The sequence below is a fragment of the Polynucleobacter sp. MG-6-Vaara-E2 genome, assembly GCF_018687695.1.
Taxonomy (GTDB): domain Bacteria; phylum Pseudomonadota; class Gammaproteobacteria; order Burkholderiales; family Burkholderiaceae; genus Polynucleobacter.
Window position 1 is genome coordinate 555,079 of sequence record NZ_CP061303.1, and the last position, 14,723, is coordinate 569,801.

Below are 14,723 nucleotides of genomic sequence, written 5' to 3' on the forward strand. Positions count from 1 at the left end.
TGCTAGCGTGTTGAGTAATGAGATGGGCGCCAACGTTTTAACAATAGTGCGTTGCTGAGAACGCAAAAGCTAGATAAGGCCATTGCACTGCCAGCGAGCATCGGTGAAAGATAACCAAATGCTGCTAGTGGAATGCCTGTGGAATTAAAGGCAAAGGCCCAAAATAAATTTTGCTGAATCTTCTTCCAAGTTCTTTTAGAAACATCAATTGCATCAGCAACCAAGCTGGGGTCCCCGCGCATGAGTGTAATTCCGGCCGCTTGCATTGCCACATCAGTACCTGTGGACATAGCCATACCTACGTCAGCTGTTGCTAAGGCCGGAGCATCATTAACGCCATCGCCAACCATAGCAACATATTGATGTTCTTTGCTGGATGTTTGAAGCGCGTGAATAATCTGCGCTTTGCTGCTTGGCATGATTTGCCCAAATACTTCATCAATACCAATGAATTGACCAACACGATTGGCAGCTGCAGTGTTGTCCCCTGAAAGCATGACTGTACGAATATGCAATTGATGTAATGATGTAATTGCAGCTTTTGCATTTGGTTTGAGTTCATCACCAAAGGCAATGATCGCAAGGGGTGAGAAAGAGTCCTGATTTATTAATACAGAAACCGTGTTGCCTGCATCCAGAAGAGGCTGAGCCTTACTTAAGATTTCTAACCAGTTGCTATTGCTTGTTAATGAAGCAATACTTTTTAAAGCAAGGTTTTGACCGGCAAAAGGTCCAGCGCTTGGTTTCCCAGTAATGCCAATACCAGCAAGCGCCTGGCTTTCAGAAGGTGGGATAGGGCTAATACCTGCTGTTTTGGCAGCATCTAACAATGCCTTGGCTAGCGGATGCTCGCTACCCAATTGCAATCCAGCTGCTGTAGCAAACAGAAGATTTTCTTCCGAAGTGTTTGTGAGGGGAATAAAAGCCAGTACTCTTGGCTTACCAATAGTGAGCGTGCCAGTTTTATCAAAGGCCACGATATTTAATCGATGCGCAAGCTCTAATACTTGAGGATCTTTAATCAAGATGCCAAAGCGTGCTGCTACTCCGGTACCTGCCATGATTGCTGCTGGCGTTGCTAATCCAAGTGCACATGGGCAGGCGATAACCAATACGGAGACGGCACGTAAAATCGCAATCGAAGCGGAGTCTAAATAATACCAATTGACAAATCCAGTGAGAATTGCAATTGCAATAACGCTAGGAACAAAAATCTCGCTGACGCGATCTACTAATTTCTGAATGGGTGCTTTCTGCGTTTGTGCATCTTCTACGAGAGCGATGATCTGAGATAAAACACTCTCTACGCCTACTGCTTGCGCATCAATTACTAAGACGCCTTCACCATTAAGCGCTCCACCGATGACTTTGGCTCCTAGTAATTTTTTAACAGGTTCACTCTCACCGGTAAGCAAAGATTCATCAACATGACTGCTGCCATACACGATGATGCCATCAACCGGAATTCGCTCGCCAGGCAAAACCAAAATGCGATCACTGGAAAATACTTGTTCTAGTGAAAGTTCTCGGTATTGCTCTAGGAAGGTGCCATCGCCAATCACCACTGTTGGATTGAGAACCTTGGCGTTTTCTGGCCAGAGTTTTTGCAGGGCGCGAATGGCTTCGCTAGTTTGCTGCTTTGCCCTGGCTTCAAGCCACTTGCCTAACAAGACCATGCAAATAATGACAGCAGAACCTTCAAAATACAGTTCATGATTTGCATGAGGCGATACCATCATTTGATACACGCTCAATCCATAAGCTGCGCTAGTACCAAGAGCAACCAATAAATCCATATTGCCAGCGCCCGCTACAAGAGATTTGAAGCCAGCCTTGTAAAAGCGCCAACCAAAAATAAATTGCACTGGAGTGGCGAGAATCATTTGCCACTTTGGAGATAAAGCCCAGTGAATGCCAAAAGGCATCAGAAACATTGGCAAGAAGAGTGGAGCTGAGAGGGTGAAGCTCAGTAGAACTCTGCCTAGACCATCTGAACCCCAAAATGAATGTGATTGATTTGTTTGGGTATTTCCGTGGGAGGTGCTTAACTTGGCCTCGTAACCTGTTTTTTGGACGGCAGCAATAATTTCGTCAACGCTGGTCTCGGAATTAGCATTGAGACGGACTTTAGCCTGTTCGGTTGCCAGATTAACGCTTGCAGCTTCCACGCCCGGTATTCGATCGAGCGCCTTTTCAACGCGACCCACGCAGGATGCACAGGTCATCCCACCAATATCGAGGGTAAAAATGCTTGAATTTGGATCATTTTGCTTACTCATATAGAAGATAATCTACCTTATAGGAAGCAAATTCAATGCAAAGGAGCGGGCATGTTGAGTTTAAAAGTATCGGGCATGACTTGTGGTGGCTGTATCAATGCGGTGACAAGGGCAGTTCAATCTCAGGATCCAAGTGCAAAAGTGCAGGCCGACTTAGCAACCCAAATCGTGACCTTAGATACATCGCTAAGTGCCGATCAAGCTAGTCAGTTGATCACAGAAGCAGGTTTTCCAGTATCCAATTAAGCTTGGATCCGAATGGGGGTAAGCAATTTTTCTCTGCTGCGGTTAATCTAGCTTCTTTCTGATTCAAAAGCATCATCACAAATTCTAGAATTATCAGAGAATTGCGTATCATAGGAGAAAGTAGTGTCAGTAACTATTGAGGCTGTTCAAGGGTCTTTAAAAAACTTGATTGATCCAAACACGAAGATCGATTTTGTTACAGCAAAAAATGTAAAGAACTTAAAAGTAGAGGATGGCAATATCTCTTTAGATATTGTCTTGGGTTATCCCGCAAAAAGCCAGTTCGATACTATCCGCAAATCTGTGATTAATGCAGTTCGTGAATTGCCTGGCGTGAAAAATGTGAGTGTCAATGTTTCTAGTCAAATTGTTGCGCATGCAGTGCAGCGTGGCGTGAAACTTCTTCCTGGCGTAAAAAATATTATTGCTGTAGCTAGCGGCAAAGGTGGTGTAGGTAAATCTACAACTGCTGTTAATTTAGCACTAGCCCTTGCGGCTGAAGGTGCTCAAGTAGGCATATTAGATGCAGATATTTACGGCCCAAGTCAGCCAATGATGTTGGGTATTACCGGTCGACCAGAATCGATTGAAGAAAATACGATTGAGCCAATGGAAGGTCACGGCTTACAAGCAAGCTCCATTGGGTTCTTAATTGAAGAGGATGCGCCTATGGTGTGGCGTGGACCGATGGTGACTTCTGCGCTAGAGCAGTTGTTACGTCAAACTCGTTGGCGTGATCTGGACTACTTAGTAGTTGATATGCCTCCAGGCACTGGTGATATTCAGCTCACCCTATCCCAGAAAGTTCCTGTGACAGGTTCAGTGATTGTGACCACCCCTCAGGACATTGCATTATTAGATGCGCGTAAGGGTCTCAAAATGTTTGAAAAGGTTGGTGTTCCCATCATCGGCATTATTGAAAACATGAGTACCTATGTTTGTCCAAGCTGCGGACATGAGGAGCATGTATTTGGTACGGGTGGTGGCGAGAAGATGTGCAAGGAATATGGTGTTGAGTTTTTGGGCGCATTACCTTTGAATCTTTCTATTCGTGAGCAGGCTGATGCAGGTCGTCCAACGGTCGTTGCTGATCCTGACGGCACTATAAGTGCAATCTATAAGAACATCGCTAGACAAGTTGCTATTCGTGTTGCTACCTTAGCTAAAGATATGAGTAGCAAGTTCCCAAGCATCGTAGTTCAAAATACCTAAGGCTTAGAGTATCTATGCGTTTTGCAGTATTAATGCGCAAACAGAATCTGGATAACCCATGGGTATCATACCGCTGGGTTCCTCGGGAAGTGCTGCCGGATTTTGGTGAGTTCAGTAGCAACCAAAGCAAAGTCATTTCTGGAAAATTTCTGGACCGTGATGCCGATGGTGAATCTTGGTTGTTCACGGGGTATGAGCTAGATCTTTTTCTTGATGAGGCTGAAGGCTATTACCTAAACGTCTCTGCAACAAAACCTTGCTGGTTCGTTATGTGGAGGCTTGAGGAGGATATTGAGCGCTATATAGAAGATCAATCTCTGCCATTAGCAAGATCTGAAGCCAATATTGCCGTCCCTCATCGAATTTGTGTGAGCTATAACGAAGCTGCCCGCTTATTAGATGGCGGTGAGTCTGTTGATACTATTCCCATGAGCGATGAGCATGCTTCTTGGCTGCAGGAGTATGTTAACGATCATTATCGACCTGAGTCTAAGAAGCGCCATAAGCCAGCTTCATTTAAAGGCGCTGAGCGTCCAGCGGAGAAATGATGGCGGACGGTTTTCTCAGTCGCTGGTCTCGCCGTAAGGCTGGAAAAGAAGATGACCTGTCAAAGCAGGAAGAGAAGTCCGCCCAAGCTCCTGCGCAGATTGATACCGAAGTAAATGGTCAAGAAACACAGGAAGCTCCTCCGGCAACTTTAGATGATGTAGAAAAGATTGATCGGTTTGCGCCAGATTTTTCTTCATTCATGAAGCCCGATGTTGATCCCGCTGTGCAACAGGCAGCCCTTAAGAAAATGTTTACTGATCCACACTTCAACGTGATGGATGGCCTTGATATTTACATAGACGACTACTCCAAACCAGACCCATTACCTCCTGGTATGCTCGAAAGAATGGCGCAAAGCGGCATACTCAATTTGTTCCAAAAGGCTGATGAAGGAGTCGTTAAAGCGGGCGACCAGACTGATAGATCAGTCACCCCTGATAATTCAGCTTTAGAAGCTTCTTCTGAAAGTGATTTAACATCCACTCAATCCCAAGAACTGGAAAAATCCACCAACTTGGACGAAATGCCGATAGAGTCAGATAAGAAAAAAACCTAAGAAGGTTGTCAATGAGTCAAAAATTAGTCTGTAACTGCAATGGCACGATGCCTTTAGATGCGAAGGCTTTGGGTGTTGCTGTTCATCAATCTTTATGCAGGCAAGAGGTTGGATCTTTTATCAAAGCGCTTGATGGCTCGGAAGAGTTAGTCATTGCTTGCACACAAGAAGGCGCCCTGTTTACTGAGATAGCAGAGCAATCTGAAAAGCCCTTGGTCGCACCATTGCGCTTTGTCAACATTCGCGAAGTCGCTGGCTGGACACAAGAGGCCAAATTATCAGGACCCAAAATTGCTGCGCTCTTGGCTTTAGTGGATATGCCCGAAGCTGAGCCTGTACCGGTAGTAAATTACGAGAGCCTAGGAAGACTCTTAATCCTAGGTCCTGGCTCACAAGCGATTCCTTGGGCAGAAAAGATTTCTAGCTCATTAGATGTTTCTGTCCTCTGTACTGAGCCTGGCGATGTCCCGCTGACTCGAACTTACCCAATTTATAGTGGACGCGTTACAAAACTAGAGGGCTTTCTTGGCAATTTTTCAGTCGATTGGGATTTACAAAACCCAATTGATCCCGAGATGTGTACGCGTTGTGGTGCGTGTGTGGAGACATGCCCTGAAAATGCGATTGATCTCTCATTTCAGATTGATTTGGAGAAGTGTAAGTCACATCGTGCCTGCGTAACAGCTTGCGCCAGTATTGGCGCTATTTCATTTGATCGCAGTGATCGTCAACGCAATGCCGAATTTGATTTGATTCTAGATTTGCGCTCAGACCCAAAAATGAGCATGAGTCAAACTCCGCAAGGTTACTTTGCGCCAGGCAAGGATCCGCTTGATCAGGCATTGGTGGTCAACCAACTGCTAGAGATGGTTGGTGAGTTCGAGAAGCCAAAGTATTTTGTGTACAACGAAAAAGTCTGTGCACATGGTCGCAACGGTAAGGTGGGGTGCAATGCTTGTATTGATGTCTGTTCAACCGGTGCAGTTAGCTCTCTATTTAAAAATGGGCAAGGTACTGTTGAAGTCAACCCAAACCTTTGCATGGGTTGCGGTGCATGTTCTACCGTATGTCCATCAGGCGCAATGCGTTATAACTATCCAAGCGTACCGCATCAAGGAAAAGAACTAAAAACGATTGCTACTGTGTTTCAGGCTGAAGCCAAGAAGACTAATCAAATGGTAGCCCCAAGTTTGCTTCTCCACGCACTAAAAGCCGGCACTCAAATGATTGATGGCTTAGGCCGTTCAGCACATGTCATGCCAAAGCAATATGAGGGATTACCATCCTTTGTAATCCCTTACGGTATAGAGCACATTGCCTCTACTGGATTAGATCTTTGGCTTGGCGCATTAACTTATGGTTTTGCTGAAGTAATTTTGTTGTTAAGTGGCGATGAAGATCCCAGCTATCGCGCAGCCATTGATGAGCAATCTACCCTAGCGAATGCAATACTCAACGCGTATGGCTTTGAGAATCGTATCCAGCTGGTTATAGCAAATTCTGCAGAAGATTTGCAGGCCGTCTCTAAAGCGATGGCTACTTTACGTCAACGCGGCTCCTTAGATGCAATTTGTACCCCTGCTAGTTATGGTTTCTCCAATCAAAAACGTGAAACCTTGGAGGCAGTACTTGAGTATTTGCAAAAACAAGCAAAGACGCCATTGCCAGAAGCGGGCGCTACTCTTCCTAAAAATTCATTATTGGGTGGCTTAGCGATCAACAAAGATGCATGTACCTTATGCATGTCTTGCGTGAGCTGTTGTCCAGAAGGTGCGCTACTTGATAATCCTGATGAGCCCATTCTTTCCTTCATTGAAAAACAGTGTGTGCAATGTGGCATCTGCGCCCAAACTTGCCCTGAGCATGCTTTGACTTTAGATCCCCGTTTGCAAACTGTTGAGCAGCGTAAACAAAAAGTAGCATTGAACCAAACCCAAGCCTTCTATTGCATCAGTTGTGGAAAGCCCTTTGGCACAGCCAAGATGGTGGACCTGATGCTGACCAAATTGGGGGCTCATAGCGCTTTCTCGGGTGCAGCAATGGATAGGCTGAAAATGTGTGGTGATTGTCGAGTGGTTGATATGGTGAAAAAAGAAATATGAGCGCAAAAGAGAATGCATCAACCGAAGTAGGTGACATTGGTCTGCCAGAGGATTTAGCAAGAGCCGACCTTTATGGTTTGATTGCAAGATTTTTTCATTTGCCGCCAGATCAGCAGTTGCTTGATCAAATTGCTGCCACTGCTGATCAACAAGATGCGGCCGATGAGGCGCCTTTAGCTAAAGTGTGGATGAATGTAGTGGAGGTTGCCAAGAACAATCCTGCTAAAGCTTGGCATGATGAGTTTGACTTGAACTTCATCAGCGTGGGCAAGCCCAATGTGGTCCTCAACGGATCTTTTTATATGGCCGGTCATTTGAATGAAAAGCCATTGGTCAATATTCGCAAGGCCTTGGAAGAATTTGGCCTGGAGTCTGCCGAAGAGGTCACCGAAACCGAAGACCATATTTCTGCGCTGTGTGAGGTGATGCGTTATCTCATTGCGGGGGATGATGTTGAGGTATCAAACCTTACAAACCAAAGGGTTTTTTTCAATGAGCATATTCGTCCCTGGTATGACGAGTTATGTGATGCGATCGAAGGCATTCCAGAAATGCATCTATACCGCTCAATTGCAGCTCTAATGCGGGAATTCATGGCAATCGAGGCTCAAAGTTTTGACATGATTTAGTGTTGCACTGCAATATTAAAACGCCCTAATTGATGGGTGTTACAGCAATATGTCAAAAGTGCAAATTCCTATTACACTTGATTTAGATCAAGAATATTTAATAGGAGCACAGCCATGAGCACAAAATCTAAAGTCGCTTTGAGTGAAGAGAATCAACCTTCCCGCCGTAAGTTCTTTATTGGTGCAGGAGCAGCAGTTGGTGCAGTGGCCGTTGCTTCCCAAACTTCGGTTGGTAAAGCGGTCATCCAGGAAATTGGTAGCACTGTAAAAGATAAAGCTGATGGCCAAACGATTACTGCGCACATGCGTAAGTATTACGAAAGCACCATGATTTAAAAATTTCATTACACCTAGATTTCGAATTCAACACTACTAAATAAAAAAACTTTCTCAGGGACAACATATGAGTCTGACTCGTAAATCCAATACCCCACAAAGCAGCCGTACATCATCTCGTCTTATCGGTAGCTTATCGCGCGGCTTAAAAGCAGCGGTACCTACGATGGATCGCCGAACATTTTTAAAACGTTCTGGTGTTGGCGTTGGTGCCGGTATTGCTGCTAGCCAATTGAGCTTGGTGCAGAAGGCGGTAGCTGAGCCTAGCAAAGCAATGCTTGATGGCAAGGGAAAGATCGAAGTCAAGAGATCCATCTGCACTCACTGCTCCGTAGGCTGTGCGGTAGATGCTACGGTTGAGAATGGTGTATGGGTACGTCAAGACCCCGTATTTGATTCCCCAATTAATATGGGCGCTCACTGTGCTAAAGGTGCGGCGTTACGTGAGCACGGTCACGGTGACTATCGCTTGCGTTATCCAATGAAGTTGGTTGATGGCAAGTATCAGCGTATTTCTTGGGATCAAGCACTCACAGAAATTACTGCGCAGATGAAGAGCATTCGTGAGAAGCACTCTCCCGATGCGATGTTCTTTATTGGCTCATCAAAGCACAACAATGAACAGGCCTACTTACTCCGTAAGTGGGTCTCTTTCTTTGGCACTAACAATACAGACCATCAGGCGCGTATTTGTCACTCAACTACTGTTGCTGGTGTAGCAAACACCTGGGGCTATGGTGCGATGACCAATAGCTACAACGACATGATGAATGCCAAGGCTGCTTTGTACATTGGTTCAAATGCTGCTGAAGCTCACCCAGTTTCCATGTTGATGTTGTTGCATGCGAAAGAAAATGGTTGTAAGGTCATTGTGGTTGACCCACGCTACACCAGGACGGCAGCAAAGTCTGACCAATATATTCGTATTCGTTCAGGTACCGACATTCCGTTCCTCTTTGGCATGCTCTATCACATCTTCAAGAACGGTTGGGAAGATAAGAAATACATCAACGATCGCGTCTACGGTATGGACGAGATCCGTAAAGAGGTGATGGAGAAGTGGACTCCGGCTGCTGTTGAAGAAGCCTGTGGCGTCCCTGAGGCCCAAGTTTATCAAGCTGCAAAAACTATGGCCATGAATCGCCCAAGTACGGTAGTGTGGTGTATGGGTCAAACCCAACACACCATTGGTAATGCTATCGTTCGCGCATCTTGTATCTTGCAGTTGGCATTAGGTAACGTTGGCAAGTCTGGTGGTGGTACCAATATTTTCCGCGGACACGATAACGTACAAGGTGCAACTGACGTTGGTCCTAACCCAGATTCATTACCTGGCTACTATGGTTTGGCTGCGGGCTCATGGAAGCACTTCGCTACCGTTTGGGGCGTGGATTATGAATGGATTAAGGGCCGATACGCACCAGACATGATGGAGAAATCTGGTACTACCGTGTCTCGTTGGGTAGATGCGGTTCTGGAAAAAAATGACATGATTGATCAGCAGACAAACGTAAAAGGTTTGTTCTTCTGGGGTCATGCACCTAACTCACAAACTCGTGGCCTCGATATGAAGCGCGCGATGGATAAGTTAGATCTCCTTGTAGTGGTGGATCCCTATCCAAGTGCGACTGCTGCAATGGCGGCAATGCCTCCTGCAGAAGGTCAGGCAGTCAATAAGAATCGCAATGTCTACTTGTTGCCCGCTGCTACTCAGTTTGAGACCTGTGGCTCTGCTACGGCATCAAACCGCTCTCTGCAATGGCGCGAAAAAGTCATTGACCCATTGTTTGAGTCAGTGCCTGACCATGTGATCATGCAAGCATTTGCTGATCGCCTAGGTTTTGGTGAGGAGCTATCCAAAAACTACAAGATCCTTAATTCGAAATTTGCTGGCAAGCAGTGGAAAGAGCCGCAGATTGAAGATATCTTGCGCGAGATCAATCGCTCCTGCTGGACGATTGGTTATACCGGCCAAACTCCAGAGCGTCTCAAAGCGCACATGAGAATGGTGGCAACATTTGATCCGAAGACCTTGAAGTCACGTGGTGGTGTTGATCCAGTCACTGGATATGACACAACTGGTGACTACTATGGCCTGCCTTGGCCTTGCTACGGTACGGCAGCAATCAAACATCCTGGCTCACCAAATCTCTATGACACCAGTAAGAGTGTGATGGAGGGCGGCGGTAACTTCCGTGCCAACTTTGGTGTTGAACGTGAAGGCGTGAGCTTGCTTGCAGCTGATGGCTCTCATTCCAAGGGTGCCGCAATTACTACTGGCTACCCAGAGTTTGATCACGTATTCATGAAGAAGCTTGGTTGGTGGGATCAGTTGACCGACGACGAGAAGAAACTTGCTGAAGGTAAGAACTGGAAGACTGACTTGTCTGGCGGTATTCAGCGCGTGGTGATGAAGAATGGTTGCCATCCGTTTGGTAATGCTAAGGCGCGTGCAGTGGTATGGAACTTCCCAGATCCAGTTCCAATTCACCGTGAAGCGCTCTACAGTACTAATGCACCAATGATGCGTAAGTACCCAACTTCTGCTGATAAGAAAAATTTCTGGCGCTTGCCAACTCTCTATAAGACTGTTCAAGATCAAAACTTGAATCAGAAGCTTTATGAGAAGTTCCCAATCATTCTGACCTCTGGTCGTTTGGTTGAGTACGAGGGTGGTGGTGACGAGACTCGTTCTAATCCATGGTTGGCGGAACTCCAGCAAGAAAACTTTGTGGAGATTAATCCGAAAGCTGCAGCGGATCGCGGCATTAAGAACTGGGATTATGTTTGGGTTAAATCGCCTACAGGCGCCAAGATCAAAGTGCGCGCTCTAGTAACAGAGCGGGTCGATCAAGGAACTGCCTTTGTGCCATTCCACTTTGCTGGCTGGTGGCAGGGCGAGAACATTCGCAAGTATTACCCAGAGGGCGCTGCACCAGTCGTTCAGGGTGAGGCGGTCAATACTGCGACTACTTATGGTTATGACCAGGTGACGATGATGCAAGAAACAAAAACCACTATGTGTCAGATCGAGAAATTTGCCTAAGTCAAAAAATAAAGTCAGGAGAACACAATGGCAAGAATGAAATTTATTTGTGACACAGAACGCTGCATCGAATGCAATGGTTGTGTCACGGCTTGTAAAAACGATAACGAAGTGCCTTGGGGTGTTAATCGCCGTCGCGTGGTTACCGTTAATGATGGCATCATCGGCCAAGAAAAATCTGTATCAGTTGCTTGTATGCACTGTACTGATGCCCCTTGTATGGCGGTATGTCCAGTAGATTGCTTTTACCGCACCGATGAAGGTGTCGTGTTACATGACAAGGACATTTGCATTGGTTGCGGTTACTGTTCATTTGCATGCCCATTCGGTGCGCCTCAGTTCTTAAGCAAAGGCGCATTTGGCTCACGCAGCAAAATGGATAAGTGCACATTCTGTAGCGGTGGACCAGAAGAAAACGGCAGCGTTGCTGAGTTCGAGAAGTATGGTCGTAACCGTTTAGCAGAAGGTAAGTTGCCACTCTGCGCTGAGATGTGCTCTACCAAGGCACTGATTGGTGGCGACAGCGATATTATTTCTGGCATCTTCAATAATCGCGTTGCTACTCGTGAGAAGAATGGTAAATATCCAGGCTCTAAAGCATTTGGCTGGACAACGGCATATGGTGGTCCAGATGCTCCAGCGCCAACACCAACGCCTGCTGCAAAAATCCCGGGAGCTAAATAATGAAATTCAATTTCAAAACTCTCAGTCTTTGTTTTGCAGCAGCCACTTTGTTGGCTGCATGCTCTGAGCCTCCAGAGATTGCTGCTAAAGCTGCCAAACGTCCCGATGTTGCGCCGTATATGGGTGCTAATAATGGCTTCGTGACCAAAAACTGGACGCCTGGTAATCAAGCAAGTTGGACTGAATCCATTGACAAGCGTACGCAAGGTCAAAACGAATACAGTCGTGTTAAGTGATCATCTAAATAACAATAAATAAAACGAAAACGTTTAAGGACATGTGTATGAAACGATCATTTTCTAAAGTTCTACGCACTTTGGTAGTGACTGCAGGTTTGTCGCTCACACTAGCAAGTGGTATGAGCTTTGCTGAGCGTGCACCGATGCCACCTTTGCCATCGCCGAGTGGTGTTGATGTGCCACCATTGTCAGTGCCAGCAAATCCTAATGCCTTGGCTAATGGAACTCAAGCTCAGTCTCAGCCGGCTAATCCGTCGATCTTCATGGCACCAAATAGCGATCCTCAAAACTATGTCAGCATTCCAGACAAGCAAGCCGGTGTTCTAATCCAGCGCGCTGGTCAAGAGTGGCGCTTGATTCGTAACGGCGTGATCACGGTATTTGGCGGCTGGATACTGGCTATTGCCTTCTTTGGTATTGCGGGGATTTTTATTATCAAAGGCCCAATTAAATTGCATGCGCCGATGTCTGGGCAAAAAGTAAAACGGTTTAATGGCTTTGAGCGCTTTACCCACTGGGTGATGGCAGCTAGTTTTATTGGCCTTGCTTTTACTGGCTTGCTAATTTTGTACGGCAAATATTTTGCTATGCCTCTCATGGGTGGAGTTGCTTACGGCTCATTCTTGATGGTTTGCAAGAATATTCATAATTACTCTGGCCCATTGTTTACTCTTAGCGTGGTGATTTTCTTCCTACTATTTGCTACTCGAAATATTCCTGGTCAAGGCGACCTTACTTGGATCAAGTCATTTGGTGGCATGTTCGGAGGAGCGCATCCACCTGCAGGTTTTTTCAATTTCGGTGAAAAAATATGGTTCTGGTTTGGAATGACATTCTTGGGTTTGGTGATTTCAGCCTCAGGTTTTGTGCTCGACATGATAGTTCCGTTTATGCAGGTTGAATACCTGCGCGGTACCATGCAGGTCGCTAATATCATTCATAGTAGCGCTGCTATCTTGATGACTGCTATGGCAATGGGCCATATTTATATCGGCTCCATTGGTATGCAAGGTTCCATTGATGGCATGAAAACTGGCTATGTAGATGCTACCTGGGCTGAAGAACATCACAGGCTCTGGTATGACAAACTGAAAAAATAAGGATAGGGCCATGAAAAAAATTATTGCTTTTACCTTGTGCACGCTGGCAAGTGCATTTGCGTTCGCAACTTTGCCTCCATTGACTCCAGAGCAAGCTGATGCTGCAGCGCTAGCAAAAGCAAAGACTGCCTACGGTGATAAGGTTGGTGCCTATCAGTTATGCCAAGCGCAAAATCGAGTGGCTGATCGCTTCAAAGTTGCAGGTACTGCTGCCCCTGCAGCCTGCGTGGCTCCCCCACCATTTGTAGCTCCTGTGGCTGCTGCGGCACCTGCTCCGGCGACTGCACCAGCAGCAAAGTAATCTTAGCTATTAATCTGTTATTAGCTCTTGATGCAGGTAGCGTTTAGCTGCTGATGTTTGAGGATTCGAGAAGAAGGGGCCTACAGGTCCCTTTTCTTTTATCTCGCCGCCATCAATCAAGATGATGTACTGAGCAAGACGTTGCACTTGCGCAAGTTGATGTGATGAAAAAATCACATCAGATCCATGTTGACTGAATGTACGAATAATTTCTTCCACCTGCTCTGTAGCAGTTGGATCTAAGTTAGCAGTAGGCTCATCTAATAAAACTAAGTTGGGTCTTTGTAAGATAGCTCTACCCAGACACAGCTTTTGCCTTTCTCCTGCTGATAGCTTATGGGCAGGATTGGATGCTAAATCTTTTAAGCCAACGCGCTCAATCACCTGATCAATTGCTTTCTCATCAATCGCTGGGTCTGCATCCCTGACAAGGCTGATATTCGTTTTGGCGGAGGCCTTAATCATCGGGGTGTGATGCAAAACTAAAGCTGTTTTATTAGCAAACGAATAGCTCACTGTTCCAGTATCTGGCTTAATCAAGCCATCAAGCAGTTTTAAAAGAGTGGTTTTACCGGCGCCATTTGGCCCTATGCAGGCAGTGATTCTGTCCGCTGGAATAATCGCATGGGGAATATTTAAAATAGCGCGACCATTGCTGTTGACAGTGATATCTTTCAGCTCAACAAACCTTTCAAATTGTTCGGTCATATTAGCCATAGCGACGCTCCACTACTTGACGAACAATAAAGGTAAAAAGGTTCGCAAGCAAAACAATTCCAAGTAACACAATGCCTAAAGCAAGCGCTAGTGGTAGGTCGCCTTTACTGGTTTCAAGAGCAATAGCAGTAGTCATAGTGCGCGTTGAATTTTGAATATTGCCACCCACAATCATGACGGCTCCAACCTCAGAGATGGCTCTAGCTAATCCAGCAAGAATGGCAATCGTCAATGAAAAGCGACAGTCCCAAATGAGCCACTTGTATTGAGCCAGCGGGGGTAAGCGCAAGCTCAAAAATGAGTCCCGATGAATCCTCCAGGAATCCTCGAGGATTTGCCGACTTAGGGCGGCAATTAAGGGGGTTGTGAGCAGTGTTTGGGCCACGATCATGCCGTTAGTAGTAAATAACCATCCCCATGCTCCTAGAGGTCCTGATCGAGAAAGAAGTAGGTAAACAATCACCCCAACGATCACAGTGGGTACCCCCATGAGCGTATTAAGGGTCACGATGACGAGCTTCTTTCCACTAAATTCTTCCGTAGCCAGAAGGGCGCCAATGGGCAGCCCTAAGGCAGTCCCTAGTAGCAGGGCGGTGAGGCTGACCTGAAGAGAGACCCCTACAATGCCTAGCACTCCGCCGTCCAAATGGGTAAGCAGTACAAAGGCATCAGAAAAAGCGGTCAACATGCGTTCGATTCTATCAAGGCAATGGCAAAATGACTTGAA

At 46.1% G+C, this 14,723-nt stretch carries 15 protein-coding genes; 12 read left to right on the top strand and 3 right to left on the bottom strand.

Annotated elements, in window-relative coordinates:
- Positions 1-2: 2 nt before the first annotated feature.
- Positions 3-2,279 (bottom strand): cation-translocating P-type ATPase, encoded by a 2,277-nt coding sequence (locus tag ICV38_RS02920; RefSeq protein WP_215382260.1) that lies wholly within the window; start codon positions 2,277-2,279, stop codon positions 3-5.
- Positions 2,280-2,330: 51 nt separating this feature from the next.
- Here ICV38_RS02920 and ICV38_RS02925 point away from each other — a divergent pair, with 51 nt between their 5' ends.
- The 12 genes from ICV38_RS02925 (at position 2,331) to ICV38_RS02980 (ending at position 13,279) form a co-directional block, all read left to right on the top strand.
- Positions 2,331-2,525 carry a heavy-metal-associated domain-containing protein gene (locus ICV38_RS02925; RefSeq protein WP_215382261.1) on the top strand — a complete coding sequence of 65 codons (195 nt, stop codon included), beginning with the start codon at positions 2,331-2,333 and terminating at the stop codon, positions 2,523-2,525.
- Positions 2,526-2,648: 123 nt separating this feature from the next.
- Positions 2,649-3,737 carry an iron-sulfur cluster carrier protein ApbC gene (apbC, locus tag ICV38_RS02930; protein ID WP_215382262.1) on the top strand — a complete coding sequence of 363 codons (1,089 nt, stop codon included), beginning with the start codon at positions 2,649-2,651 and terminating at the stop codon, positions 3,735-3,737.
- A gap of 14 nt (positions 3,738-3,751) precedes the next feature.
- Complete coding sequence (locus tag ICV38_RS02935) at positions 3,752-4,285, top strand: DUF3305 domain-containing protein (RefSeq protein WP_215382263.1); 534 nt, start codon at positions 3,752-3,754, stop codon at positions 4,283-4,285.
- Entirely contained in the window at positions 4,282-4,842 is a 561-nt protein-coding gene (locus ICV38_RS02940) for a DUF3306 domain-containing protein (RefSeq protein WP_215382265.1), read from the top strand. The genes ICV38_RS02935 and ICV38_RS02940 overlap by 4 nt, the downstream gene beginning before the upstream one ends.
- An 11-nt stretch (positions 4,843-4,853) precedes the next feature.
- On the top strand, positions 4,854-6,944 hold the full coding sequence (locus ICV38_RS02945; RefSeq protein ID WP_215382266.1) for a 4Fe-4S binding protein: 2,091 nt from the start codon (positions 4,854-4,856) through the stop codon (positions 6,942-6,944).
- Positions 6,941-7,573, top strand: a complete 633-nt coding sequence (locus ICV38_RS02950; protein WP_215382267.1) for a molecular chaperone — start codon at positions 6,941-6,943, stop codon at positions 7,571-7,573. Before ICV38_RS02945 ends, ICV38_RS02950 begins: the two co-directional genes overlap by 4 nt.
- Positions 7,574-7,687: 114 nt before the next feature.
- Positions 7,688-7,909, top strand: coding sequence for a hypothetical protein (locus ICV38_RS02955; protein ID WP_215382268.1), 222 nt, complete (start codon positions 7,688-7,690; stop codon positions 7,907-7,909).
- Positions 7,910-7,976: 67 nt separating this feature from the next.
- Complete coding sequence (locus tag ICV38_RS02960; RefSeq protein WP_215382269.1) at positions 7,977-10,955, top strand: formate dehydrogenase subunit alpha; 2,979 nt, start codon at positions 7,977-7,979, stop codon at positions 10,953-10,955.
- Between the two features lie 27 nt (positions 10,956-10,982).
- Complete coding sequence (gene fdh3B / locus ICV38_RS02965; protein ID WP_215382270.1) at positions 10,983-11,639, top strand: formate dehydrogenase FDH3 subunit beta; 657 nt, start codon at positions 10,983-10,985, stop codon at positions 11,637-11,639.
- Complete coding sequence (locus ICV38_RS02970; protein ID WP_215382271.1) at positions 11,639-11,875, top strand: hypothetical protein; 237 nt, start codon at positions 11,639-11,641, stop codon at positions 11,873-11,875. The genes fdh3B and ICV38_RS02970 overlap by 1 nt, the downstream gene beginning before the upstream one ends.
- 47 nt (positions 11,876-11,922) lie before the next feature.
- The gene (locus ICV38_RS02975; protein ID WP_215382272.1) at positions 11,923-12,978 is read left to right on the top strand and encodes a formate dehydrogenase subunit gamma; all 1,056 of its coding nucleotides are present in this window, start codon (positions 11,923-11,925) and stop codon (positions 12,976-12,978) included.
- A gap of 10 nt (positions 12,979-12,988) precedes the next feature.
- Complete coding sequence (locus tag ICV38_RS02980) at positions 12,989-13,279, top strand: hypothetical protein (RefSeq protein WP_215382273.1); 291 nt, start codon at positions 12,989-12,991, stop codon at positions 13,277-13,279.
- 9 nt (positions 13,280-13,288) lie between these two features.
- Here the strand turns inward: ICV38_RS02980 and ICV38_RS02985 are convergent, their stop codons facing one another.
- Positions 13,289-13,996, bottom strand: coding sequence for an ATP-binding cassette domain-containing protein (locus ICV38_RS02985; protein WP_215382274.1), 708 nt, complete (start codon positions 13,994-13,996; stop codon positions 13,289-13,291).
- Positions 13,989-14,684 carry an ABC transporter permease gene (locus tag ICV38_RS02990; protein WP_215382275.1) on the bottom strand — a complete coding sequence of 232 codons (696 nt, stop codon included), beginning with the start codon at positions 14,682-14,684 and terminating at the stop codon, positions 13,989-13,991. The genes ICV38_RS02985 and ICV38_RS02990 overlap by 8 nt, the downstream gene beginning before the upstream one ends.
- Positions 14,685-14,723: the final 39 nt, after the last annotated feature.

Coding starts and splice junctions, on each gene's coding strand:
- ICV38_RS02920 (WP_215382260.1), bottom strand. CDS start 2,279: ATGAGTAAGCAAAATGATCCAAATTCAAGCATTTTTACCCTCGATATT.
- ICV38_RS02925 (WP_215382261.1), top strand. CDS start 2,331: ATGTTGAGTTTAAAAGTATCGGGCATGACTTGTGGTGGCTGTATCAAT.
- ICV38_RS02935 (WP_215382263.1), top strand. CDS start 3,752: ATGCGTTTTGCAGTATTAATGCGCAAACAGAATCTGGATAACCCATGG.
- ICV38_RS02940 (WP_215382265.1), top strand. CDS start 4,282: ATGATGGCGGACGGTTTTCTCAGTCGCTGGTCTCGCCGTAAGGCTGGA.
- ICV38_RS02945 (WP_215382266.1), top strand. CDS start 4,854: ATGAGTCAAAAATTAGTCTGTAACTGCAATGGCACGATGCCTTTAGAT.
- ICV38_RS02950 (WP_215382267.1), top strand. CDS start 6,941: ATGAGCGCAAAAGAGAATGCATCAACCGAAGTAGGTGACATTGGTCTG.
- ICV38_RS02955 (WP_215382268.1), top strand. CDS start 7,688: ATGAGCACAAAATCTAAAGTCGCTTTGAGTGAAGAGAATCAACCTTCC.
- ICV38_RS02960 (WP_215382269.1), top strand. CDS start 7,977: ATGAGTCTGACTCGTAAATCCAATACCCCACAAAGCAGCCGTACATCA.
- fdh3B (WP_215382270.1), top strand. CDS start 10,983: ATGGCAAGAATGAAATTTATTTGTGACACAGAACGCTGCATCGAATGC.
- ICV38_RS02970 (WP_215382271.1), top strand. CDS start 11,639: ATGAAATTCAATTTCAAAACTCTCAGTCTTTGTTTTGCAGCAGCCACT.
- ICV38_RS02975 (WP_215382272.1), top strand. CDS start 11,923: ATGAAACGATCATTTTCTAAAGTTCTACGCACTTTGGTAGTGACTGCA.
- ICV38_RS02980 (WP_215382273.1), top strand. CDS start 12,989: ATGAAAAAAATTATTGCTTTTACCTTGTGCACGCTGGCAAGTGCATTT.
- ICV38_RS02985 (WP_215382274.1), bottom strand. CDS start 13,996: ATGGCTAATATGACCGAACAATTTGAAAGGTTTGTTGAGCTGAAAGAT.
- ICV38_RS02990 (WP_215382275.1), bottom strand. CDS start 14,684: ATGTTGACCGCTTTTTCTGATGCCTTTGTACTGCTTACCCATTTGGAC.